At 65.6% G+C, this 23,155-nt stretch carries 21 protein-coding genes and 1 riboswitch; of the genes, 16 read left to right on the forward strand and 5 right to left on the reverse strand.

The window, feature by feature from the left end:
- The first annotated feature begins 4 nt into the window (after positions 1-4).
- The 3 genes from thpR to LCL94_RS01010 all read left to right on the forward strand — a co-directional run bounded on the left by thpR (position 5) and on the right by LCL94_RS01010 (position 3,555).
- A complete protein-coding gene (gene thpR, locus LCL94_RS01000) occupies positions 5-544 on the forward strand; it encodes an RNA 2',3'-cyclic phosphodiesterase (protein WP_224830628.1) in 540 nt (179 codons plus the stop codon).
- On the forward strand, positions 541-1,173 hold the full coding sequence (locus LCL94_RS01005) for a hypothetical protein (RefSeq protein WP_224830629.1): 633 nt from the start codon (positions 541-543) through the stop codon (positions 1,171-1,173). The genes thpR and LCL94_RS01005 overlap by 4 nt, the downstream gene beginning before the upstream one ends.
- Positions 1,174-1,338: 165 nt before the next feature.
- Complete coding sequence (locus LCL94_RS01010; protein ID WP_224830630.1) at positions 1,339-3,555, forward strand: M3 family metallopeptidase; 2,217 nt, start codon at positions 1,339-1,341, stop codon at positions 3,553-3,555.
- 62 nt (positions 3,556-3,617) lie between these two features.
- On the opposite strand, the gene LCL94_RS01015 is transcribed toward LCL94_RS01010, so the two are convergent.
- From LCL94_RS01015 to LCL94_RS01030, 4 genes are read right to left on the reverse strand one after another with little or no spacing between them, the layout of a single operon-like run.
- Positions 3,618-4,346, reverse strand: a complete 729-nt coding sequence (locus LCL94_RS01015; protein ID WP_224830631.1) for an ABC transporter ATP-binding protein — start codon at positions 4,344-4,346, stop codon at positions 3,618-3,620.
- Positions 4,343-5,296 (reverse strand): FecCD family ABC transporter permease, encoded by a 954-nt coding sequence (locus LCL94_RS01020; protein WP_224830632.1) that lies wholly within the window; start codon positions 5,294-5,296, stop codon positions 4,343-4,345. Before LCL94_RS01020 ends, LCL94_RS01015 begins: the two co-directional genes overlap by 4 nt.
- A complete protein-coding gene (locus LCL94_RS01025) occupies positions 5,293-6,105 on the reverse strand; it encodes an ABC transporter substrate-binding protein (RefSeq protein WP_224830633.1) in 813 nt (270 codons plus the stop codon). Before LCL94_RS01025 ends, LCL94_RS01020 begins: the two co-directional genes overlap by 4 nt.
- A complete protein-coding gene (locus LCL94_RS01030) occupies positions 6,102-8,027 on the reverse strand; it encodes a TonB-dependent receptor plug domain-containing protein (RefSeq protein WP_224830634.1) in 1,926 nt (641 codons plus the stop codon). The genes LCL94_RS01025 and LCL94_RS01030 overlap by 4 nt, the downstream gene beginning before the upstream one ends.
- Positions 8,028-8,102: 75 nt before the next feature.
- Positions 8,103-8,293: riboswitch (cobalamin riboswitch) on the reverse strand.
- A gap of 120 nt (positions 8,294-8,413) precedes the next feature.
- Between LCL94_RS01030 and LCL94_RS01035 the strand changes: the two genes are divergently transcribed.
- From LCL94_RS01035 to LCL94_RS01095, 13 genes are all read left to right on the forward strand, one after another.
- Positions 8,414-9,445 carry a cell wall hydrolase gene (locus tag LCL94_RS01035; RefSeq protein ID WP_224830635.1) on the forward strand — a complete coding sequence of 344 codons (1,032 nt, stop codon included), beginning with the start codon at positions 8,414-8,416 and terminating at the stop codon, positions 9,443-9,445.
- A gap of 115 nt (positions 9,446-9,560) precedes the next feature.
- On the forward strand, positions 9,561-9,896 hold the full coding sequence (locus LCL94_RS01040) for a hypothetical protein (RefSeq protein ID WP_224830636.1): 336 nt from the start codon (positions 9,561-9,563) through the stop codon (positions 9,894-9,896).
- 290 nt (positions 9,897-10,186) lie between these two features.
- Positions 10,187-11,161: a malate dehydrogenase gene (gene mdh / locus LCL94_RS01045; RefSeq protein ID WP_224830637.1), complete on the forward strand. Its 975-nt coding sequence runs from the start codon at positions 10,187-10,189 to the stop codon at positions 11,159-11,161.
- A gap of 29 nt (positions 11,162-11,190) precedes the next feature.
- A complete protein-coding gene (locus LCL94_RS01050; protein ID WP_224830638.1) occupies positions 11,191-11,688 on the forward strand; it encodes a hypothetical protein in 498 nt (165 codons plus the stop codon).
- The gene (locus LCL94_RS01055; RefSeq protein WP_224830639.1) at positions 11,685-12,173 is read left to right on the forward strand and encodes a hypothetical protein; all 489 of its coding nucleotides are present in this window, start codon (positions 11,685-11,687) and stop codon (positions 12,171-12,173) included. Before LCL94_RS01050 ends, LCL94_RS01055 begins: the two co-directional genes overlap by 4 nt.
- A gap of 31 nt (positions 12,174-12,204) precedes the next feature.
- Positions 12,205-13,095 carry a succinate--CoA ligase subunit alpha gene (gene sucD / locus LCL94_RS01060; protein ID WP_160607292.1) on the forward strand — a complete coding sequence of 297 codons (891 nt, stop codon included), beginning with the start codon at positions 12,205-12,207 and terminating at the stop codon, positions 13,093-13,095.
- Positions 13,096-13,201: 106 nt separating this feature from the next.
- Entirely contained in the window at positions 13,202-16,033 is a 2,832-nt protein-coding gene (locus LCL94_RS01065) for a 2-oxoglutarate dehydrogenase E1 component (protein WP_224830640.1), read from the forward strand.
- Between the two features lie 28 nt (positions 16,034-16,061).
- Positions 16,062-17,306 carry a 2-oxoglutarate dehydrogenase complex dihydrolipoyllysine-residue succinyltransferase gene (gene odhB, locus LCL94_RS01070; protein WP_224830641.1) on the forward strand — a complete coding sequence of 415 codons (1,245 nt, stop codon included), beginning with the start codon at positions 16,062-16,064 and terminating at the stop codon, positions 17,304-17,306.
- Between the two features lie 10 nt (positions 17,307-17,316).
- Entirely contained in the window at positions 17,317-18,729 is a 1,413-nt protein-coding gene (gene lpdA / locus LCL94_RS01075; protein WP_160607295.1) for a dihydrolipoyl dehydrogenase, read from the forward strand.
- Positions 18,730-18,751: 22 nt separating this feature from the next.
- Positions 18,752-19,564 (forward strand): hypothetical protein, encoded by an 813-nt coding sequence (locus LCL94_RS01080; protein WP_224830642.1) that lies wholly within the window; start codon positions 18,752-18,754, stop codon positions 19,562-19,564.
- 31 nt (positions 19,565-19,595) lie between these two features.
- Positions 19,596-20,930 carry an amidase family protein gene (locus LCL94_RS01085; protein ID WP_224830643.1) on the forward strand — a complete coding sequence of 445 codons (1,335 nt, stop codon included), beginning with the start codon at positions 19,596-19,598 and terminating at the stop codon, positions 20,928-20,930.
- A 43-nt stretch (positions 20,931-20,973) separates the two neighbouring features.
- Positions 20,974-21,699, forward strand: a complete 726-nt coding sequence (locus LCL94_RS01090) for a PepSY domain-containing protein (RefSeq protein WP_224830644.1) — start codon at positions 20,974-20,976, stop codon at positions 21,697-21,699.
- Positions 21,700-21,703: 4 nt separating this feature from the next.
- A complete protein-coding gene (locus tag LCL94_RS01095; protein ID WP_224830645.1) occupies positions 21,704-22,339 on the forward strand; it encodes a trimeric intracellular cation channel family protein in 636 nt (211 codons plus the stop codon).
- A 3-nt stretch (positions 22,340-22,342) separates the two neighbouring features.
- Here LCL94_RS01095 and LCL94_RS01100 read toward each other — a convergent pair whose 3' ends face one another.
- Positions 22,343-23,110, reverse strand: coding sequence for a hypothetical protein (locus LCL94_RS01100; protein WP_224830646.1), 768 nt, complete (start codon positions 23,108-23,110; stop codon positions 22,343-22,345).
- Positions 23,111-23,155: the final 45 nt, after the last annotated feature.

The following is a 23,155-nucleotide window of genomic DNA, read 5'->3' on the forward strand; positions in this document are numbered from 1 at the left end:
TGTCATGAGCCACCGCCTGTTCATTGCCCTGCGCCCGCCGCAGACCCTTCGCGATGCCCTGCTCGATACGATGGACGGGGTGGACAATGCCCGCTGGCAGGATGACGACCAGCTTCACCTGACCCTGCGATACATCGGCGAGACCGAGACCCACCAGGCCGACGACCTGGCCGAGGCGCTTGGCACGATCCGTTTCGAACCGTTCGAGCTACGCATCGCAGGTACCGGAATTTTCGAGCGAAAATGCATCCCGCGAACCCTGTGGGCGGGAGTGGAGAGGAGCGAGCCTCTCGTCCGGCTGCAACGCCGCGTCGAGCGGGTGTGCCAATCGGTCGGCATCGAGGCTGAGCACAGGAAATTCACGCCTCACGTGACACTCGCCCGCCTCAACACGGCGAGCGGCCCGGTGGCGCCGTGGCTTGCGCAGCACGGGCAGTTGGCGCTGGCGCCATGGACCGTGCAGGAATTCGCCCTGTTCGAGAGCGAACTGCACGAAGAAGGGTCGATTTACACGCCTGTCATCCGCTATCCAGCTGCGGCATGAAGTCCCTGCACCTCGCCCTCCTGCCCCTTACGCTGCTGCTTGCCTGCTCGCCTGCCGAGGTAGCGGAGGGCGAAGCGCAGCAATCGCCCCAGCTTCCCGCACCCGAGGTCGGGGAAAGCCCCGATCCGGGCGAGAATTGCCTGCTGCTGGTGTGGTCGGAACAGGACGCGCCCGATGTCGATTTCGACCGTTCGCACGACACGGTCAAAGGCGGCGCGATCTCCTGCGCCACTGGCACCAGCGCCAGCCAGTTCGAAGCCGCCATCGCCGCCCTGCGCGATGCGGCGCGCAGCGGCGACAAGGAACGGCTGCTGCGCGAAGTGGGCATTCCCCTGCTCTATATCGACGCCAAGGGTGACCGCCGAGAGCTGACCGGGGACGAGGTCGACACGTTGTTCGACGAGGTGTTCGATGCACGCATGATTGCCCTGCTGCAGAACCTCGATCTGTCGCACATGACGGTCGAGAAGGACCAGGGTGCCTTCTTCGAGCTCGGCTCGCTCTGGCTCGTGGTCGATGCCACCGGCGGGAGGCCGCGCGTCGTCACGGTCAACCGGCAGGCGCTGGGCGAAGCAGCCGAAGCGGCTCGGCGGCAGGCGGACAAGGGTCGCGGCCAGATCCTCGACTAGTCAAAACCTCGACAACAAGGGGTTCGCAGACCCGCATCGCACATTTGCCGCTGGAACCTTGCACATCGGCTGCAATTCCTGTTCATGCGCCATTGTCGCAAACGAAACCATATTGCGGGTGCACAATCCTTTAGCCCCCGCGTTTCGCACAGTATTGGAGAGACCATGAAGGCCCAGATCCTGGCCAGCGCAGCACTTGCTGCAATTCTCACGACCCAGCCCCAGGCGGCGATGGCCCAAGAGCTTCCGCCGGTCGAATGGCAGGTCAGCTATTTCGCCAACGACAGCACGCTGCCGTTCCGCGCGCCCGACTTCACCAAGTTCAGCGAGGATGCCTACATCCCCGCCTTCGAAACCGCGATGAAGATCCACGCCGCGGAAATCGAGAAGATCAAGAATAATCCCGAGGCGCCGACTTTCGAGAACACGATCGTCGCGCTCGAAACCTCGGGCAAGATGCTGACCCGCGTCGCCACGGTGTTCTTCGCGCTGACCGGCTCGAACACCACCGACAAGCTCGACGCGATCAACACCGAGATCAGCCCCAAGCTGACCGCGCACGGCGATGCCATCACGCTCGACCCGGTGCTCTTCGCCCGCGTGAAGGCGGTCTACGATAACCGCGCCGCCATGACGATGACGCCGGAAGACGCCAAGCTGCTGGAAAGCACCTATGAAGGCATGGTCCAGGCCGGTGCGCTGCTGACCGACGCCCAGCGCGAAGAGGTCAAGACGCTCAACTCGCAGCTGTCCACGCTGACCACCGAATTCGGCCAGGCAGCCCGCGCCGCGATGAGCGACCAGCCGGTCTTCTTCGACAGCCGCGAAGACCTTGCCGGCCTGTCGGACAGCGACATCAAGGCTGCCGCCGACCTCGCTGCCGAAAAGGGCCAGCCGGGCAAGTTCGCCATTGCCCTGCAGAACACCACGCAGCAGCCGCTCCTGCCGAGCATGGCCAACCGCGCCGCGCGCGAGAAGCTGTTCAAGGCGAGCTACCACCGCGCCGACGGCCGCATGACTGTCGACACGCGCATGCTGATCGCCGAGATCGCGGAACTGCGCGCAAAGAAGGCGGCCCTGTTCGGCCAGCCCGACTGGGCCAGCTACGCCATGTGGGACCGCATGGCCGAAAAGCCCAAGACCGCGCTCGATTTCATGGAGCAGATGGTCCCCGCCCTCGCCGCCACCCAGCGCCGCGAAGCCGCGCTGCTGACCGAGGCCATCAAGGCCGACGGCGGTGATTACGACGTGCAGCCGTGGGACTGGTACCGCTATGCCAACCGCATCAAGGCCGAGAAGTACGATCTCGATGAAGATGCGGTCATGGAATATTTCGTGCTCGACAAGGTGCTCGAGGACGGCGTGTTCTACATGGCGGAGAAGCTCTACGGCCTGACCTTCCAGCGCCGTACCGACCTGCCGGTCTATCACCCGGACGTGTGGACCTACACCGTGTTCGACCGTGACGGCAGCGAACTGGGCATCTTCTACTTCGACCCGTTCCAGCGCGCCTCCAAGCGCGGCGGCGCGTGGATGAGCAACTTCGTCGACCAGAGCCATCTCTACGGGACGAAGCCGGTCATCTACAACGTGCTGAACATCCCCAAGGCGCCGGAAGGCGAGGTGCAGCTGGTCAGCTTCGACTGGGTGAACACCACTTTCCACGAATTCGGCCACGCGCTGCACGGCTTCTTTGCCGACCAGCGTTACGCCAGCCTGTCGGGCACGGCGACAGCGCGCGACTTCGTGGAATATCCCAGCCAGGTCCACGAGATGTGGGCGACCTGGCCGTCGATCCTCTCCAACTATGCCAAGCACTACAAGACGGGCGAGACCATCCCCGACGAGCTGATCGAGAAGATAGAGGCCGCGGCCAAGTTCAACCAGGGCTATGATTTCGGCGAAGTCGTCGAAGCCGCCCTGCTCGACATGAAGTGGAGCGCGCTGTCGCCCACAGAAGCCGCCGCCATCGACACGCCGGAGAAGGTCGACGCCTTCGAACGCAAGTCGCTGGAGGAACTCGGCCTCGAGATCGACCTCGTGCCGCCGCGCTATCGCAGCACCTACTTCAACCACATCTTCAGCTCGCCCTCGGGCTATTCCGCGGGCTACTACAGCTATCTGTGGACCGAGATGCTCGATCGCGACAGCCGCAAGTGGTTCATCGAGAACGGCGGCCTGACCCGCGAGAACGGCGACCACTATCGCGCCACCGTGCTCAGCCGCGGCGGTACGATGGACTACTTCAAGATGTTCGAGAACTTCGCGGGTCGTGCGCCCGACGTGACCCCGATGCTCGAAGCCCGCGGCCTCGTCGCCGGCGACGAAGCGGCGGACAGCGAGGTTTCGGACGGGGCGTTGCCGCCGCAGTCCGTGAACTGATCATCCCGTAACGGGAAGCAAGAGGGGTCGGGCCTTTAAGGTCCGGCCCCTTTTTCGTGGCGTCAGGCCGCGACCAGTGCCCTTGCCCCGTCCTCGCCGATCCATTTGACCGCGACCCGCCAGCATTGCGCTACGCGTTCTGGCGAGAGAGCCTGCTGCGGCGGGCCATCGGCAGCGATATGGCCTTCATCCAGCACGATCACACGGTCGGCATGGTTCATCGCATGGGCGAGGTCGTGCAGAACCAGCACGACGCCGGTGCCCCTGTCGGCCTCGGCGCGCAGGTGCCGGAGCAGTTCCAGCTGGTGGGCGATATCGAGCGCGGCGAGCGGCTCGTCGGCGAGGATCCAGCGCGGCTCGCCTGCCAGTACGCGGGCCAGCAGGACACGGGCTGTTTCGCCTCCCGAAAGCGACTGCGCGCGCCGGTCCGCCAGTCCGGTAATATCGAGCGCATCCAGCGCCGCATCGACCGGTCCTGCCAGCCGGTCGCCATGCGGCATGCGCCCCAGTTCGACCAGGCGGCGGACGGGAACATCCCACGCGATTTCATGCCCTTGCGGAAGATAGCCGAGACGCTTTGCACGTTCGCGCGGTGGCAGGGTTGCAAGGCTCTCGCCATCAAGATCGACCGTTCCACCATCAAGCGAGAGCAGCCCCGCAAGCGCTTCAAGCAAGCTGGACTTGCCTGCCCCGTTCGGCCCGCAGATCGCGGTGATCGCGCCCGCTTCCAGCGTGCAATCCACACCGGCCAGCCGTCCCTCGAGAGCCAGTTCCTTTGCTACCAGCCTCATGCCAGCCCCCTCCTCATGCGCAGCAGCAGCCAGAGGAAAAAAGGTGCGCCGAGCAGGCTGAGCGCGATGCCCAGGCGCAATTCTGTCACCAGTGGCAGGACGCGCACCACGCTATCGGCAACCAGTACCAGCAGCGCGCCTGCAAATGCGCTCGGCAGGATGAGCTGGGATGGCCTGCGGTCGGTCAGCGGGCGCACAAGATGCGGCACTATCAGCCCGACGAAGCCGATGATGCCTGCCACCGCTACGCCCGCTCCCACGGTCAGCGCGATGCCGAAAATGAGCAGCCATAACAGGCGAGCGGGTTCTACCCCGAGCGAGCGCGCCACCGGCTCTCCCAGCGTCAAGGCGTCGAGCGATGCTCCTGCGCGCCACAGCAGCGCCACGCCGAACGAGACAAGCGGCGCGGCAATCCAGACCTCGCGCCAGCTGCGGTCGGTCAGCGCGCCGTTCAGCCAGAGGACGATTTCGCTCATGGCAAAGGCATTGGGGGCCATCGAAATCGCGAGCGCGGTCAACGCGCCTGCAAGGCTGGCGACCATCAGACCGGCCAGCGTGAACAGGGCGATCCCACCGGTGCGCCCCGCAATGAGAGCGAGCAAAGCCATTGCTCCGCCTGCCCCGACCAGCGCGAAGGCAGGCAGCAGCCAAGCGCTCGCCGCATAACCGAAGAACAGCGCCGTCACCGCACCCAGCGCCGCGCCCGGTGCGATGCCGAACAACCCCGGATCGGCGAGCGGGTTGCGCAAATAGCCCTGCATCGCGGCCCCTGCGGCGCCCAGCCCCGCACCGACGACGATTGCCAGCACGGCGCGCGGGAGGCGCAGTTCACCGAGGATGAGCCACGCATTGGGCGTGCTCGCCGGATCGATCCAGACGCGTCCCGCCAGCAACGACAGCGGGAGCGCCAGCGCCAGTAGCGCGGCAAAAATCAAGACAGCGCGGTTCACCGGGTGCCCTTGCGGATATCCGCGAGCCGTTCAGCCGCGCGGATAATGGTCGGCCCGCCGCAATAGATGAGGCGCGTGTCGAAGGCTTCGCGGCGCATCTGCGGCATGCGGGAGAGCAGCGGATGGCGCTGGCCCGTGTCGCCGCCCGCAACGAGGAGGACTTCGGGCGGATCGGCAACCACCTGTTCCAGCGCAAGGTAATCCGCCTGTGCCATGCCACGACTTGCCGAATAGCTGGCAAAGCCAGTCCGGTGCAGCAGGTCGCTCACCAGCGAGCTTTCGCCCGGCACGATCCCGCCGGGCTGCCACAGGGCGGCCTCGACCGGCTCGCCAGTGTTAGCCGCTGACTGCAAGGCCGCTTCCATCCTTGCCACCAGCGCCTCGCCAGCGGCGACATTGCCCGCGAGCGCTGCCAGCTGGCGGACCTGCTCTGCGCTGTCCTCGACCGTCGATGCCGCACCGAAGGTCGCGACTTCCAGTCCGAGGTCTTCCAGCGCAGCGCGCGTGGCGGGATCGATGAACGTGCTGGCGACCACGAGATCGGGGTCGAGCGCCAGCACCTCCTCCACTGTCCCGCCTGTCGCGAGGTAGCGGGCCGCGTCCTGCGGCTCCATCGAACTGGCGCGCGCGTCCTTGCTGTAATGCGAAATCGCCAGCAGCTGTCCCGGCGCCGTGACCTCGGCAAGGATGGCGTCGGTGCAGGGATTGAGGCTGACGATGGTCGGCCGCGCATCGCCCTGCGGCGCGCGGGCCTCCGCCCCCGCGCAGGACGCAAGAGCCAGGGCCAGCGCGGGCAGGAGCGGCTTCACATCCGCGCCCTCACCCCGACGAAGCCGCCGCGACCGGGCGTGTTGTAGCCCGCCACGGTGCGATAGTCGGCGTCGAACGCGTTCTCCACCCTCCCGAAGAGCTCCAGGTGCTCGCCGATATCGAAGGCGGCGCGCAGGTCCAGCACCTCGTATCCGTCCAGCCGGACCGTATTGAAGGCATTGTCGAAGCTCGCGCCCGAAATGCGCAGGTCCGCGCCCAGGCTGAGGCCGAAATCGCTCTCCCAATCGGCGAAGATGGTGCCGAAATGCTGCGGCCGACGCGCGAGGTCGAGGCCGGTCTCGCGGTCCTCGGCATCGACGAAGGCATAGACACCGGACAGGCGCAGCGTCCCGGTGATATCCACGCCCGCTTCCGCCTCGATGCCCTGTGCACGCGCACGGGCAGTGTTCTCGTACCCTGCCGGGAAATTGAACCCGATCAGATTGTCGCTGTCGCGGCGGAAGGCGGTCAGTGCAAGGTGCAGCCCGCTGTCGCGCCGGCCATGCTCGATACCGAAGTCCATGCTGGTGCTTTCCTCCGGTTCGAGGTCCGCGTTCCCGTAGAATGACAGCAATTGGTAGAGTGTTGGCGCCTTGAACCCTTCGCCGATGCTCGCCCGAACGCGCCAGTCGTTGCCGAGGCCGTAGCTGACATCGCCGCCGAAGCTGGTCGCGCTGCCAAACTGTTCGTGATCGTCGAGCCGCGCACCGGCATGGATCGCGAGGTCGCCCATCACCCAGCCGAGCTGCGTGTAGAGACCCGTAATCTGCGTCTCCGCACGCGGGTCGAAATTGGTCTCGAAGGCAGTCCACTCGTGCTCGCCGCCGAAGGCCAGGCTGAGGCCACCGATGAGGCGGTATTCGCCGCGCAGCTGGATCCGGTCGGACGTGCCTTCGCTGCCGAAGGTGAGCGCGCCCGCCTCGTCGAGATTGTCGCGCTTCGTTTCCGAACGGCTGAATGCCGCGCGCAAGGTCAGGTCGTTGCCGTAATAGGCCAGGCCCAGATCGCCCCACAGGCGCTGCGTCTCCTGCGTTTCCGCCGTGTCGGCAAAAGCGTAGTCGGGCGGCGGGAAACCGTCGATGTCGAGCGTGCCTTCGCTCCAGTTCACATGGCTGAACAGCGACAGGCTGTGGGTCAGGTCCACGAAAGCCGTCCCGCCGATAGCGAACTGCTCGAAACCGTCAGCCTCGGCCCCTGTGTCGGCGGCGGAAAAACCGTCTGTGCTGAGCCAGGATCCGGTGAGGCCCAGATAGCCGAAGTCCTCGTCCACCCCTGCCGCAAGGTTCGCGGTCAGCGTATCGCGCGCGCCATATTCGAACGTGCCGACCATGCCGGTTTCGGCGCGGGTGGAGATATCGACCACCCCGCCGATCGCCTCGCTGCCCCAGATCGTGCTGTTGGAGCCGCGCAGGATGTCGAACTTGCCCGCCATCCCTGCAAGCTGGTTGCCGAAGTCGAACCCGCCGCCCGGCGCCGCCGGATCGGCCACGCGCACACCGTCGACGAGGACCAGCAACTGGTCGGCGCTAGCCCCGCGGATGTTCACACCCGTGAAGCCGCCGATGCCGCCGTTGCGCGACAGCGACAGGCCGGGGGTCCGCTGGAGCACGCGGGTCACGTCCGCGCCCTGCACGCTCTCGATCTCGTCACGGCCGATGACGGTCACCGCCTGGCCGGTGTTCTGGACATTGGTGCCGAGCCCGTTGGCCGTCACGGTGACCAGCGGGACGCGGTAGTCGGTAATGACGATCTGTTCGGGCTGAGGAGCGCCCTCGGTGGGCTGTTGCTGCCCTTGCGCGGCATCCTGCTGCGCGATGATTTCGGCCAGCGCTTCCTCGCTAGCGGATTGCGCATGGGCGGACACCGGAATGACGGATACGGATATTAAAAACAGGTATTTATGCACAATAGCTCCCATCATGAACGAACTGCCGCCCATGACGGGAGCGCGCAGGATTGCCCGCGTCCCCGCTTGCCATCGGTACACCCCGCCCGCGGCCGAACGACTGGTAGAGGCAGGTCTCCTGGCTCGCCGGATCTTCGCTTTCCCGCCGCCTTCCCACCCTTGCGGGCAGTGGCATCTGGCGGGATCGCTCCCCGGTCACAGTTGCGGGGGCAGCCGGGGGCTATGCACCCCGTTCCCTCTTAGGTCCGGTCTCCCGGACAACCCTTACCAATGGCGCGCTCATTAGGCCTATCTCGCAGGTGCGGCAAGGGGACAGCCATTAACCTTTCCCCGCTATGCAAAGCTGCGATATGAAGCACTTCATGCCGGATAGAGGTGAACAAGCGTCGAGCAGGCGCGCCGTGCGTGAAGCGCGCTCGGCTGCGCGTCGCCAGCTAGCCAAGCGCGCCGGCGTGCTGGCGCTGGCCGTGGCGGTGCCGACGGCTGCGGCACAAGGGGCCTGGCCGGGCTTCGCCATCGCCATGGGCATTGACGAAAGCGCACGGTACGTAGAGCCGATGCCGTTCGAAATCGCCGGACAAAGCTTTCCCGGGTCGGCATTCTATTACCTCGACCAACCACCGCAGCCGGTGTTCGACATCGACGAGCTGCGCGTGGCCGAAGGCACGCTGGATGCAGTCAAGCTGACCGAGAAATTCGGCGCGGGTGCAACGGCGCGCGCATTCATGAGCGCGGGCACCGGCATCGACAAGGCACGCGCGCTCAAATGCCTGTCGATGGCAGTCTATTACGAGGCGGCGAGCGAGAGCCAGGCAGGCCAGGAGGCCGTGGCGCAGGTCGTGCTCAACCGAGTGGCGCATCCCGCCTACCCGTCCAGCATCTGCGGCGTCGTGTTCCAGGGATCAGAACGCAAGACCGGTTGCCAGTTCACTTTCACCTGCGACGGCTCGCTCAACCGGCAGCCTTCGCGGGCCGGCTGGGCACGGGCGCAGTCGGTCGCGCTGGCGGCATTGTCGGGCAAGGTGTTCGCCCCCATCGGCCTCGCCACGCACTACCATACCCACGCGGTGAACCCGTATTGGGCGAGCAGCCTCGATCTCATCGGGTCGATCGGGGCGCACCGTTTCTACCGGTGGAAAGGCAATGCCGGGCGCGCCGCGGCCTTCACCAATGCCTATGCCGGACGCGAGCCACTCGCCTTGCCCAATCCGCGCGAGGCTTCGCCGCTTCCCGCGTCGGCAGGAGCAGGGTCGACCGACCTGATCTCGCCCTTGCCAGAAACGGACGTACCCAAGGTCGCCGAACCTAAGCCATCGGCCGAGACGCCACGCGGCAGCAGCGGGCCTCTGCAATCGGGCGACGTGAAGCCTGAATTCCGCAACAGCGGACGCTGGATCCGCGAACCCGGCGCGGCCAAGTCGGCTACGGAATAGCCGTTTAACCCAATCATAAGCATGCTGCGGAACCGATGCTTAGCGCGTGGCGCGCTAAAGCAATCCCCAGCCGGACCGCGACGCCAGATCGCGGCTTTACTGAAGGATCGTGTTGATGCCTGTTCATTTCGCCGCCGCGCGCTGCACCCTGCGTTCCCACGTAGCGCGGGTGCTGGGACCCCTGAAACCCGGCGCGGCGGCGAATGATAATGCAGGCCAGGCGGCAACGCCCGTCGTGTTCGACGAGGCCTTGCGCGATACGCTTATGCATTTCGCCCGCCACGGCCTTGCCGCCGCCAGCGAGGCACGCAAGCTTGCCGAACTCGCCCATAACGACGGCGACGACGACGCATTCGCGCGCTGGAACGGCATTTTCCGCAACCTCGACCAGCGGCAGGCGAGTGCTTTCGAGCGGCAGCTGATCCTCGACAACCAGCCGCTCATCGGCTGACGCTTCGCCCGGGCCGAAGACCCCGGGCTTTCCAGCGATTTAGGCACCGATTGCGCGGAACCGGCGCAGGGGGTAGCCATTGCCCTCTTGAAGCATGGCCAAAACTTCTTATTGCTACTGCGAACCAGTTGCAAAGATAGTTTGCCCATGCGACCTTTTGCCGGTTGCATTCCTATCCGCCGAGGCCTAGGCCGCCCTCGAACTCCGGGCGTACGCACCGTCGCGGGACACGCGTGCGCGCCATTCGGATCGATGCAGACCGTCCCGCGCGTTTGGAAGGATTTCCCCGCATGGCCCAGAGCGCCCGTCGCAAGAAGATCGCCCTTATCGGTTCCGGCATGATCGGCGGCACCCTCGCCCATCTCGCCGCGAAGAAGGAAATGGGCGACATCGTCCTGTTCGACATCGCCGAAGGCATGCCGCAGGGCAAGGCGCTCGACCTGTCGCAGTGCGGCCCGATCGAAGGCTTCGACGCCAAGATCACCGGCACCAACGACTATGCCGACATCGCCGGTGCAGACGTGGTCATCGTGACCGCCGGCGTGCCCCGCAAGCCCGGCATGAGCCGTGACGACCTGCTCGGCATCAACCTCAAGGTGATGAAGTCGGTCGGCGAAGGCATCAAGGCCAACTGCCCCGACGCGTTCGTCATCTGCATCACCAACCCGCTCGACGCGATGGTCTGGGCGCTGCGCGAATATTCGGGCCTCCCGCACAACAAGGTCGTCGGCATGGCCGGCGTCCTCGACAGCGCGCGCTTCGCCACTTTCCTCGCCTGGGAATTCGGCGTGTCGGTAAAGGACGTGAACGCTTTCGTCCTCGGCGGCCACGGCGACACCATGGTCCCGGTTACCAGCTACACCACGATCAGCGGCATCCCGGTGAACGACCTCGCCAAGATCAAGGGCATCGATCCCGCGCGCATCGACGAAATCGTCCAGCGCACCCGTTCGGGCGGCGGCGAGATCGTCGGCCTGCTCAAGACCGGCTCGGCCTATTACGCGCCGGCCACCAGCGCGATCGCCATGGCCGAAGCCTATCTGGGCGACCAGAAGCGCATCCTGCCCTGCGCCGCCTATGTCGACGGCAAGTACGGCCTCGATGGCCTCTATGTCGGTGTCCCGGCCGTGATCGGCGGCAACGGCATCGAGGAAGTGGTCGAGATCGAACTGTCCGAAGAAGAAGCAAGCAACCTCAGGGTCTCGACCGACGCGGTCGAGGAACTGCTCGAAGCCTGCAAGGGCATGGACGGCGCGCTCGCCTGAGCGCGCCAGTCATCCAGGGACGCACCACGATGAAGACGTTTCGCTTCCTCCCCTTCCTTGCCCTCGCCGCGGCGGCTCCCGCCGCTGCGCAGGACAAGCCTGCCACCGCCTTCCAGATCGTCGACGCGATCGAGGCTTGCAAGCAGATCACCACGCCGACGTGGCTCCACCTCGACAGCCTTTCGGACCACGGCTGGAAGCCGTACCGCAAGGCTGCCGGTCGCCGTACGCAGGTCGTGCGCGGTGCCTATGAGAAGGTCGGAAACGAAGCGCTCATCATCATCAGCAAGGAAGAGCTGAAGGCCAAGGCCTGCGTCGTCTTCGCCAAGCTGGACAATACGTCCGACTACGGCCCCACCGCGCAAAGCGTGTCGCAGATCGTCGGCATGCCCGTGCGCGCCGAAGGTCCGACCTACTTCTGGTCGCTTGGCGACGGCATGAACATGCGCGTCGACCCCGCCGGCGACCGTGACAAGCCGATCGCGCGGTTCGAAATCACCGCCACCGCCGAGGAAACCGCCGAGTGAGCGTGCTCCGCCCCTCGGCCCTCGCCCTGTGTGCGCTCGCATTCGCGGCGCCGGCGCTTGCGGGCGAGAAAACCGCAGGCGGCGACGAGTTCGCGATGGCGGCTGAAGCCTGCATCGACGGCCTCGCGCAAGGTGCGAACCTTGCCGACAGCGTGACCAAGGCCGGCTGGAAGGAAACGGGCAAGAACCCGTTCGGTACGCGCTACAAGCATGGCGACACCAGCCTTGCCATCGTTACGTCCGACATGATGGGTTCGCCGACCTGCGTGGTCGACGGTTATTCCAAGCAGGGCGAGCGTGACGGTCTCGACGAAACTATCGAAACCCGCCTTGCCGCACGGTTCGCAGACCAGCTGACCGTCAACCGCAGCGGACCGGGAGCCGGCTTCGTGGTCGGGGACGTCATCGCCATCCTGTCCTTCGAGAACCGCAGCGGCGGGCTCAGCACCCGCATCACCGCCATGTCCATGGCCGACGAACAGTAACGCCCGAATTCAAGACGCAAGAGAGAGACTTATGAGCATCCTCGTCGACAAGAATACCAAGGTCATCACCCAGGGTATGACCGGTGACACCGGCACCTTCCACACGCAGCAGGCGCTGGATTACGGCACGCAGATGGTCGCCGGCGTGACCCCCGGCAAGGGCGGCACCTCGCACATCGGCCTGCCGAACTTCAACACCGTGCGCGAAGCCAAGGCCGAAACCGGCGCGACCGCATCGTGCATCTACGTGCCGCCGCCGTTCGCTGCCGACGCCATCCTCGAGGCGATCGATGCCGAGATGGAACTCATCGTCGCGATCACCGAAGGCATTCCGGTGCTCGACATGGTCAAGGTCAAGGCCGCCCTGCGCGGCTCGAACAGCCGCCTGATCGGCCCGAACTGCCCCGGCGTCCTGACGCCCGGCGAATGCAAGATCGGCATCATGCCCGGCTCGATCTTCCAGAAGGGCAGTGTCGGCGTGGTCTCGCGCTCGGGCACGCTGACCTATGAAGCCGTCCACCAGACCACCATGGTTGGCCTCGGCCAGACCACTGCGGTCGGCATCGGCGGCGACCCGGTCAACGGCACCAACTTCATCGACGTGCTCGACCTCTTCCTCGACGACGACGACACCAAGTCGATCATCATGATCGGCGAAATCGGCGGCAGCGCCGAAGAAGAAGCGGCCGAATTCATCAAGCAGGAAGCTGCCAAGGGCCGCAAGAAGCCGATGGTCGGCTTCATCGCGGGCCGCACGGCGCCTCCGGGCCGCCGCATGGGCCATGCCGGTGCCATCGTCTCGGGCGGCCAAGGCGGCGCCGAAGACAAGATCGCCGCGATGGAAGCGGCCGGCATCCGCGTGTCGCCCTCGCCCAGCGAGCTTGGCACCACGCTCGATGCGATGCTGAAGGAACTCGCCTGATACACGGCACGGCGCGGCAAGGTTTTCTCCTCCCCGGGAGCCTTCCGCACCGCCGAGGCATTGGCGTTTAGGAGCCGGCACAAGGTCCGGCGCGAAAGGTAGCCCGATGGGTAACGAAAGCCACGATTTCCTCCCCGAACTGGGGGACCAGGAAGCCCCGCAGCCGGGCCCCAGCTGGGGCAATCCGCGCTGGATGGCAGAGGTCGTCGACAGCGGCGCGGACCTGACCGCCGCGCTCGACCCGACGCAGATGCGCCTCGCGGTCGCGCAGGCAGCCGAAAAGGCCGGCAAGGCGAGCGATCCCAAGGCGATCGCGCAGGCTGCCGACGACAGCATCCGCGCGATGCTGCTGGTGCGCCTCTACCGCGTGCGCGGCCATCTTGCGGCCAATCTCGACCCGCTCGGCCTCACCCACCGCGAAGTACCGGAAGACCTCACGCTCGAATGGCACGGCTTTGCCGGCCAGGAAGACAAGGAAGTCTACGTCGGCGGCGTGTTCGGCTTCGAATGGGTCACCGTTCGCGATCTCTACAACGCCCTGCGCGCAACCTATTGCGGCAAGGTCGGCCTCGAATACATGCACATCTCGGACACGGAGGAACGCCGCTTCCTCCAGGACAAGTTCGAGCAGCCCGAGGACACGATCCAGTTCACCGAGGAAGGCAAGCGGGCCATCCTCGCTGCAGTGATCCGCGGCGAGGAATACGAGAAGTTCCTCGGCAAGAAATACGTCGGCACCAAGCGCTTCGGCCTCGACGGCGGCGAATCCATGATCCCGGCGCTGGAAGCGGTCATCAAGTACGGCGGCCAGCTCGGCGTGCGCGAGATCATCTACGGCATGGCCCACCGCGGTCGCCTCAACGTCCTCGCAAACGTGATGGGCAAGCCCTACAAGGTCATCTTCCACGAATTCTCCGGCGGCAGCGCCAATCCTGACGATGTCGGCGGCTCGGGCGACGTGAAATACCACCTCGGCACCAGCACCGACCGCGAATTCGACGGCATCGACGTGCACATGAGCCTCGTGCCCAACCCCTCGCACCTCGAGGCGGTGAACCCCGTCGTGCTCGGCAAGACCCGCGCACAGCAGGCCATCCGCGACGATTTGAAGAAGCACGAACAGGTCCTTCCGGTCCTCCTCCACGGCGACGCGGCCTTCGCAGGCCAGGGTATCGTGTGGGAGTGCCTCGGCTTCTCGGGCGTGCGCGGCTACAACACCGGCGGCTGCCTGCACTTCGTCATCAACAACCAGATCGGCTTCACCACCAGCCCGCAGTTCGCGCGCTCCAGCCCCTATCCGTCCGACGTGGCGAAGGGTGTCCAGGCGCCGATCCTGCACGTCAACGGTGACGATCCGGAAGCGGTGACCTTCGCCTGCAAGCTGGCCATCGAATACCGCCAGGTCTTCGGCCGCGACATCGTGATCGACATGTGGTGCTATCGCCGCTTCGGCCACAACGAGGGCGACGAGCCGAAATTCACGCAGCCGCTGATGTATGACGCCATCCGCAAGCATCCGCGGGTGAGCGAGATCTACGCCGCGCGCCTCGAGGAAGAGGGCGTGATCGCGAACGGCTATGCCGACGAACTGCGCAAGGAGTTCGACGCCCACCTCGAAGAGGAATTCGCTGCCGCCAAGGACTACAAGCCCAACGAGGCGGACTGGTTCGGTGGCCGCTGGGCCGGCATGAACAAGCCTGCCGATCCCGAAAACGCACGCCGCAACGTAGAAACCGCGATCGAGAAGAAGCTCTTCGACAGCCTCGGCCGCACGCTGACCACCGTCCCCGAGGATGTGACCATCCACAAGACGCTGGAGCGCGTGCTCAAGGCCAAGAAGGACATGTTCGACAGCGGCACCGGCTTCGACTGGGCCACCGCCGAAGCACTCGCCTTCGGCAGCCTCGTCACCGAAGGTTTCGGCGTGCGCCTGTCCGGCCAGGATTCGGGCCGCGGCACCTTCAGCCAGCGCCACGCCGTCTGGGTCGACCAGAAGACCGAGCGCAAGTACATCCCGCTCACCACCCTGCCCCACGGCAAGTTCGAGGTCTACGACAGCCCGCTGTCCGAATACGGCGTGCTTGGCTTCGAATACGGTTTCGCCATGGCGGACCCGAAGAGCCTGGTCATGTGGGAAGCGCAGTTCGGCGATTTCGCCAACGGTGCGCAGATCATGATCGACCAGTTCATTGCTGCGGGCGAAGTGAAGTGGCTGCGCGCCAACGGCCTCGTCCTGCTGCTGCCGCACGGATACGAAGGCCAGGGTCCCGAACACAGCTCGGCCCGTCTCGAACGCTTCCTGCAGTTGTGCGCGAACGACAATATCCAGGTCTGCAACATCACCGACCCGGCGAACTACTTCCACGTGCTTCGTCGCCAGATGCTGCGCCCGTTCCGCAAGCCGCTCGTCATCATGACGCCCAAGTCGCTGCTGCGCCATCCGATGGCCAAGAGCGAGGCGGAAGGCTTCCTCGGCGATACGCATTTCATGCGCATCAAGTCGGACCTCAAGACCATTGCCGACGACAAGGTGAAGCGCCTCGTCCTGTGTTCGGGCAAGGTCGCCTACGACCTGATGCAGCGCCGCGACGACGCCGGTCTCGAAGACGTGTCCATCGTACGGATCGAACAGCTCTATCCCTTCCCCGGCGACCCGCTTGCGGTCCGTCTTGGGCGGATGAAGAACCTCGAGACGATCGTCTGGTGCCAGGAAGAACCGAAGAACAACGGTGCCTGGTTCTTCGTCGACCGGCTCATCGAAGAAGCGGCCGACAAGGCCGGCAAGAAGGGCATGCGCCCCTGCTATGCCGGTCGCGAAGTCGGCGCATCGCCCGCCACCGGGTTTGCCAGCCGTCACCAGGTCCAGCAGGAAGCGCTGGTCAACATCGCACTCGGCCTGAACGGCGACACCTCCGCCGCTTCCACAACCTGCTCCTGATCGAGGCCCTAGAAGGAAAAATCTGACCATGGCCACCGAAGTCAAAGTCCCCACGCTCGGCGAGAGCGTTACCGAAGCCTCCATCGGCGAACTGCTGAAGAACGTCGGCGATGCCGTCGCTGTCGACGAGCCGATCGTCAGCCTTGAAACCGACAAGGTCGCGGTCGAGGCCCCCTCGCCCGTCGCCGGCGTGATCAAGGAATTCAAGGTCGCAGTCGGCGACACGGTCGAGGTCGGCGCAGTGCTCGCCATCATCGACGAAGGCGGCACCGCTGCTGCCGCGCCTGCTGCAGAGCCCAAGGCCGCCGCGCCCGATGCGGGCGTCGAGAAGGCCGCCCCGGCACAGGCCAAGGAAGCGCTCGGCTCCGACGCATCGCAAACCCTGTCGCCTGCCGTGCGCCGCGCGGTGCTGGAACACGGCGTCGATCCCTCGACCATCAAGGGCACCGGCAAGGACGGCCGCCTGACCAAGGAAGACGTGATCGCCGCGGCCCAGGCCAAGACCAGCAGCCCCGCACCGGCCCAAGCTGCCTCGGCACCTGCACCTGCACCTGCTGCTGCCGCCACCGGCGAACGCCGCGAGGAACGGGTCAAGATGACCCGCATGCGCCAGACCATCGCCAAGCGTCTCAAGAGCGCACAGGACACGGCCGCGCTGCTTACCACCTTCAACGACGTCGACATGTCCGCCGTCATCGAATCGCGCGAACGGTACAAGGACCTCTTCGCCAAGAAGCACGACATCAAGCTCGGCTTCATGAGCTACTTCGCCAAGGCCGCCTGCCTCGCGCTGAAGGACATTCCGGGCGTCAACGCGCAGATCGACGGCGATGAAATCGTCTATCACAATTACGTCGACATCTCGGTCGCGGTCTCGGCCCCCAATGGCCTTGTGGTCCCCGTCGTGCGCGATGCGGACAGCAAGAGCTTCGCCCAGATCGAGAAGGACATCGCCGACTTCGGCAAGCGCGCCAAGGAAGGCACGCTGACCATGGAAGACATGAAGGGCGGTACCTTCACTATCTCCAATGGCGGCGTGTTCGGCGGCCTGATGTCGACCCCGATCATCAACCCCCCGCAGAGCGCGGTTCTGGGCCTCCACCGCATCGAGGACCGTCCGGTCGTGCGCAACGGCGAAATCGTCATCCGTCCGATGATGTACATCGCCCTGTCCTACGACCACCGCCTGATCGACGGCCGCGAGGCGGTCACCGCACTGAAAATCATCAAGGAAGCGATCGAAGATCCGACCCGGATGCTGATCGACCTCTGAGGAAGAAATCATGGCTGAATACGACTACGACGTCCTCGTCATCGGCGCTGGCCCGGGTGGCTATGTCGCTGCAATCCGCGCTGCGCAGCTGGGCCTGAAAACGGCCTGCGCCGAAAGCCGCGAGACGCTGGGCGGAACCTGCCTCAACGTTGGCTGCATTCCGTCGAAGGCGATGCTGCACGCATCGGAATTCTTCGATGCCGCGGCGAACGGCACGATGGCGGACATGGGCATCGAGGTCGCTCCCAAGCTCAACCTCGACAAGATGCACGCGCAGCGCATCGACGCCGTGGATGGCCTGACCAAGGGCATCGAATTCCTGTTCAAGAAGAACAAGGTCGACTGGAAGAAGGGCCATGCCACCTTCCAGGACGCACACACGGTCAAGGTCGGTGACGAAACCGTCACCGCGAAGAACGTCATCATCGCCACCGGTTCGTCGGTCACTCCGCTTCCGGGCGTGGAAGTCGACAATGACAAGCAGGTCGTGGTCGATTCCACCGGCGCGCTCGAACTGAAGGCCGTACCGAAGAAGATGGTCGTCATCGGCGGCGGCGTGATCGGGCTGGAACTCGGCTCGGTCTGGCGTCGTCTCGGCGCAGAGGTGGTGGTGGTCGAATATCTCGACAAGCTGCTTCCCGGCATGGACGACGACGTCCGCAAGGAAGCGGCCAAGATCTTCAAGAAGCAGGGCATGGAACTGCGCCTGTCGACCAAGGTCACCGGCTGCACGGTCAAGGGCAAGAAGGCCACGCTGACGCTCGAACCCGCCGCCGGGGGCGAAGCCACGACGCTGGATGCGGATTGCGTGCTGGTGTCGATCGGCCGCCGTCCGAATACGCAGGGCCTCGGCCTCGAGAACATCGGCCTCGAAGTGAACCAGCGCGGCCAGATCGAAACCGACCACGATTTCCGCACCAAGGTCGATGGCGTCTGGGCCATCGGCGACGTCGTTCCCGGCCCCATGCTCGCACACAAGGCCGAGGATGAAGGCATCGCCTGCGCCGAAAACGTGGCGGGCCTGACCGGCATCGTGAACCACGACATCATCCCGGGGGTGGTCTACACTTGGCCCGAATTCGCCGGTGTCGGCCTGACCCAGGACGAAGCCATCGAGAAGATGGGCGGCGACAAGGCCAAAGTGAAGATCGGCAAGTTCCCGATGATGGCGAACAGCCGTGCCAAGACCAATCACGAGCCCGACGGCTTCGTAAAGATCATCGCCGAGGCTGAAAGCGACCGCGTGCTGGGTGTCTGGGCGATCGCCAGTGTCGCCGGCACGATGATCGCGCAGGCCGCACAGGCCATGGAATTCGGCGCAACGTCGGAAGACATCGCCTATACCTGCCACGCCCACCCGACGCATTCCGAAGCGATCAAGGAAGCGGCGATGGCGGTGCAGGGCAAGCCGATCCACATCTGATGCATTCCGGCGGTACCGGACGATGAACGACCGGTACCGCCTGATGCTCCCGCTGGCCGTCCCTGCCCTTGCGGGACTGGCCCATCTCGCAGCATCCGGCGCGCCTGCGCACTACCTTGCAGTCAATGGCGGCGCACTGCTGCTGGCATTTGGCTGGATAGCTACCGGACGGCTTCCCGATAGCGAAATCGCCAAGCGCGTCTTGCCGGCAGTCCTGCTCGCCCTGTTCGCCCTGCCCTTGCTCGCTGGCCCCGACATCGAGGGCGTGCGGCGCTGGCTCCCGCTCGGCCCGCTATCACTCCATGCGGGAATGCTCCTCATCCCGTTTCTCGGCTGTCTGTGCGCGCGCGATCCACGCTACGGTCGCTGGGTTCTTGGCGCAGCCATGGGCGTCGCCCTGCTCCAGCCCGATGCGGCGAGTGCGGCTGCCTTGACGCTTGTCGCTGCAGCGCTCGCGTGGATGCACCGCACGCCGTTCTTCGCCGCCATCACGGCGCTTGGCCTTGCAGCTTGCGTAATCGCGTTCGGACTTGGCAACCTGCCTCCCCAGCCCTTCGTCGAGCACGTATTTGCCGACGTCTGGGCGGTGCAGCCCTTGATTGCCCTCTCCCTTGTTGCGGCAGTCGCAACCGGCCTTGTCCTGCTTTTGATTTCGCGGACCATGCCCCGCGAGGAGAGATTTGTGCTGGCCGCCGCCATGACCGGTTTCACAGCGATGTCCCTCATCGGAAACTACCCGACGCCCCTCCTCGGCTATGGCGCGGCGTCAATCCTCGGCTTCGGGCTTGCCTTGGGTGCGGTCCCGCGCAACTATCGGTGTTCGACCGAGGAATGACCGCCAGGAGCGGCGCGCGGGGGGAGACGCAATGGCCTATCCGAAACTGACCAAGAAACCCGGCGCGCTGGAAACGGCAGCGGCCGTCGCGAAAGGCGAGATGTCTCCGTTGGAGGCGGTCGATGAGGCAATCGCGCGGATCGAACATCTCGATACGCATATAAACGCCGTGGTAGTCTGCGATTTCGATCGCGCGCGCGCCACTGCCCGCGCGATGACCGGGGGTAAACCGGCTGCCGGGCAGACCCTGTTCGGCGTGCCGATGACGATCAAGGAAAGCTTCGATATCGAAGGCCTGCCCACGTGCTGGGGGCACACCGCCTACGCGGACAGCATCGCGTCTGCCGATTCCGCAGTGGTTCGCAAGCTCAAGGCAGCGGGCGTCATCTTCCTCGGCAAGACCAATGTCCCGCCCGATCTGGCGGACTGGCAATCGAACAATCCCGTATACGGTCGGACCAACAATCCGCACGATCACGAACGTTCACCGGGCGGATCGTCGGGCGGCTCCGCAGCGGCCGTGGCCAGTGGCATGGTGCCGTGCGAATTCGGGACCGACATCGGCGGTTCGGTCCGCGTGCCCGCCCATTTCTGCGGGGTCTGGGGTCACAAGTCGAGCTGGGGGCTGATCAGCAAGGAAGGCCACGACCACCCGCTCGTCGCCGGGCTCGGCGCCCATGATGGCGCGCTTTCGATTGCCGGACCGCTCGCCCGCAACGCAGCCGATCTCGCCGCGCTCGTGACTATCACGAGCGAACGCCCCCTTCATACCGAGCGCAAGTCGGTGAAAAAGATGCGACTGCTGGCCCTGACCGGCCATCCGGCCTGTCCGACCGACGAGAGCGTGAGGGTTCCGCTCGAAGAAGCCTTTGCCGCGCTGGAGGCCGAAGGCGCACAGGTCGACCGCACCAGCGATCTCCTGCCCGACCTTGCCCACCAGCAGGCCGACTACATGCGGATGCTCAATGTCGCGATGGCTCGCGGGGCGCCTGGACCAAGTGGCAAGCGCGCGAGTGCGACCGACTGGTTCGACCTGCTCGACGAACAATATCGCAACGAGGCGGCCTGGGCGCAGCTGTTCGAGACCTATGACTATGTTCTCGCCCCGCCTGCTCCCGTCCTCGCGGTCCCGCATAGCGAGGGGCGGATCTTCGATGGCGAGATTGAGGTGGACGGACAACCGGTTCGCGGGGCTGCCGGGCTGTGCTGGGCCGGCCTTGCAACCTTCCCCAACCTTCCGGCGACCATCCTTCCGGTGGGCGGGACGGGCAACCTGCCCTGCGGCATGCAGGTAATGGGCCCCCGCTGGTCCGATCTTTCCACCATCGCGGCAGCAGAAGCGATCGGGCAGGTGTTGCACTCCTGAGCGCCTCGCCCCATGCGGGGCCCACAAGGACAGGAGAAGTATCGTGGGTCACCAGCGCGTCATGCGGCGCTTTGCGAAATGGCATATCTGGCTTGGATGGCTGGTCGGCGTTCCCGTCCTCATGTGGACGGTCACGGGCCTGGTCATGGTCATCACGCCGATCGAGGAAGTGCGCGGCAACCACCTGCGCATCGAATCCCCGCCCAGCCCGCTGCCCAGCGACACGGAGATTGCCGTTGCCCTTCCCGCCGACGGGGAGCGACCCGTACGGTCGGTAAGCACGCAGATGGAACGCGGCGAGACGATTACCCGCATCACCTACATGGACGGCACGAGCGAACGATATCGCGCCGATGGAACCCAGATGTCGCCGCTGTCCGATGTCGAGGCGCGCATGATCGTCTCGAAGGAAATCCGCGGCGGCGACAAGGTCGTCGGCACGAAGCGCTTCGATGCCGAGAACGTGCCGTTCGATTTCCGTCGCCCCATGCCCGTGTGGCAGGTGGCGCTGGAAGACGGCACCCATGTCTACGTCGGCACCGAGACGGGCAATGTAGAGGCGGTGCGCACGCGCTGGTGGCGCACTTTCGACTTCATGTGGGGCCTGCACATCATGAACCTGCAGACGCGCGAGCTCGACGACCAGAGCGGTTTCAACTACGCCATGCTGGTATTGTTTGCCGCGCTCGGCGTGATCGGATCGATCCTCGGCTGCATCCTGATGTTCCGCCGCCGCAAGGCGCGCCCGGTGCCGCTGATCGACAAGTGATCCGATGAACGAGGAAATCCTCACCCCGGTCCTCGACTGGCTCGACCTTGCGGGCGTGGCGATTTTCGCGCTGACCGGCGCACTGGTCGCGGCGAAGGAAAAGCAGACGCTTGTCACGCTGTCCTTCTTCGCGCTGATCACCGGCGTGGGTGGCGGCACGATCCGCGACCTGCTGATAGAGGCTCCGGTGTTCTGGATCGCCGATCCGTGGGTCGCGGCAATCTGCCTCGGCATGGCGCTGTTCGCATGGTTCACCCCCACCCGCTGGTGGGAGGGCCGCTTCCTCTCGATCGTCGACGGCCTGGGGCTCGCTGCCTACGCCGTGCTGGGCACGGCAAAGGCGCTGGAATACGGCGTACCGCCCGTCCCGGCCTTCCTTATGGGGGTCATTACCGGCTGCGCGGGTGGTATCATCCGCGACGTGATTGCCGGACGCCCGTCCATCCTGATGCGCCCGGAACTCTATGTCACGGCGGCAGCACTGTCGGCCGCGCTGACCGTGGCAGGCGGCATGGCCGGGTTCGAGCGCTGGTATGTCTGGATCGCGGCGACAGTGGCCGGGTTCGGCCTGCGCCTCGCCGCGATCAGGTGGAACCTTGCCCTCCCCGCCTATGACGAGCGCGGGGCGAGCAAGGATTAAGCCTCAGATAGCCTTGCCGGGGTAGCCGGTGCCGACGTCGAGATCTGCATCGACGGGCTCGTCGCCCTCGATCGGGCCGCCCGGATAGGGCGGCTGGGCACCCTGTTCCGCGGGTGTGGCGGACTGGCGATCCACCCGATCCCATTCCGCGGCATAGCGTTCGTCGTCCCACTGGCGATCATCGGGAGCGCGGGCGAATTCCTCGTCACCGCCCTGCTCGTCGCGCCAGCTGCCACGCGATCCGAAATCGACGTTTTCGATCCGGCCGTCCTCGCCGATGGCGCAGGAGAAGGCCTCGCCATCTGAAACCGTGCCGGAGATTTCCCATCCCCGCGGCGTGCGGTTGGCACGATCGACCGTTTCCACGCGGCGGTCGCGCTCGACTTCCTCGACGCACATGCTGACCGCACGGTCGATACCGCGCCCATCGTCCCAGCGCGACTGGTCGCGGCGCTGTTCGGGATAGCGCCAGTCGCGGTCGCGATAGCGGCGATCGTCGTCGCGCTTGGCGCGGTTGGCGATGGCCGCGATGCCGCCAATGATGAGGACGCCGGTCAGCACGTCGCCGAGGCCTGGACCGCGATGATGGCGATAGCGGCGATAGCGATGGTTCTCGTAGGTCTGGTCGGCAGGGTCGTAGGTGGTCACGCCTTCGGCCTGCGCCGGGGAAGAGGTGACGACCGGAAGGTGCGCGGCATAGGCCGGGCTGGCGACAAGCGAAGCGGTGGCAAGCAGCGCGGGCGCAGCGGCCCAGGTGCGGAACAGCGACATTGGAAGTGGTCCCTTCGATGGCGCGCCCCACCCGGCGCAAGTCTC

The organism is Qipengyuania gaetbuli (assembly GCF_020171365.1).
In the GTDB taxonomy this organism is placed as follows: Bacteria; Pseudomonadota; Alphaproteobacteria; order Sphingomonadales; family Sphingomonadaceae; genus Qipengyuania; species Qipengyuania gaetbuli_B.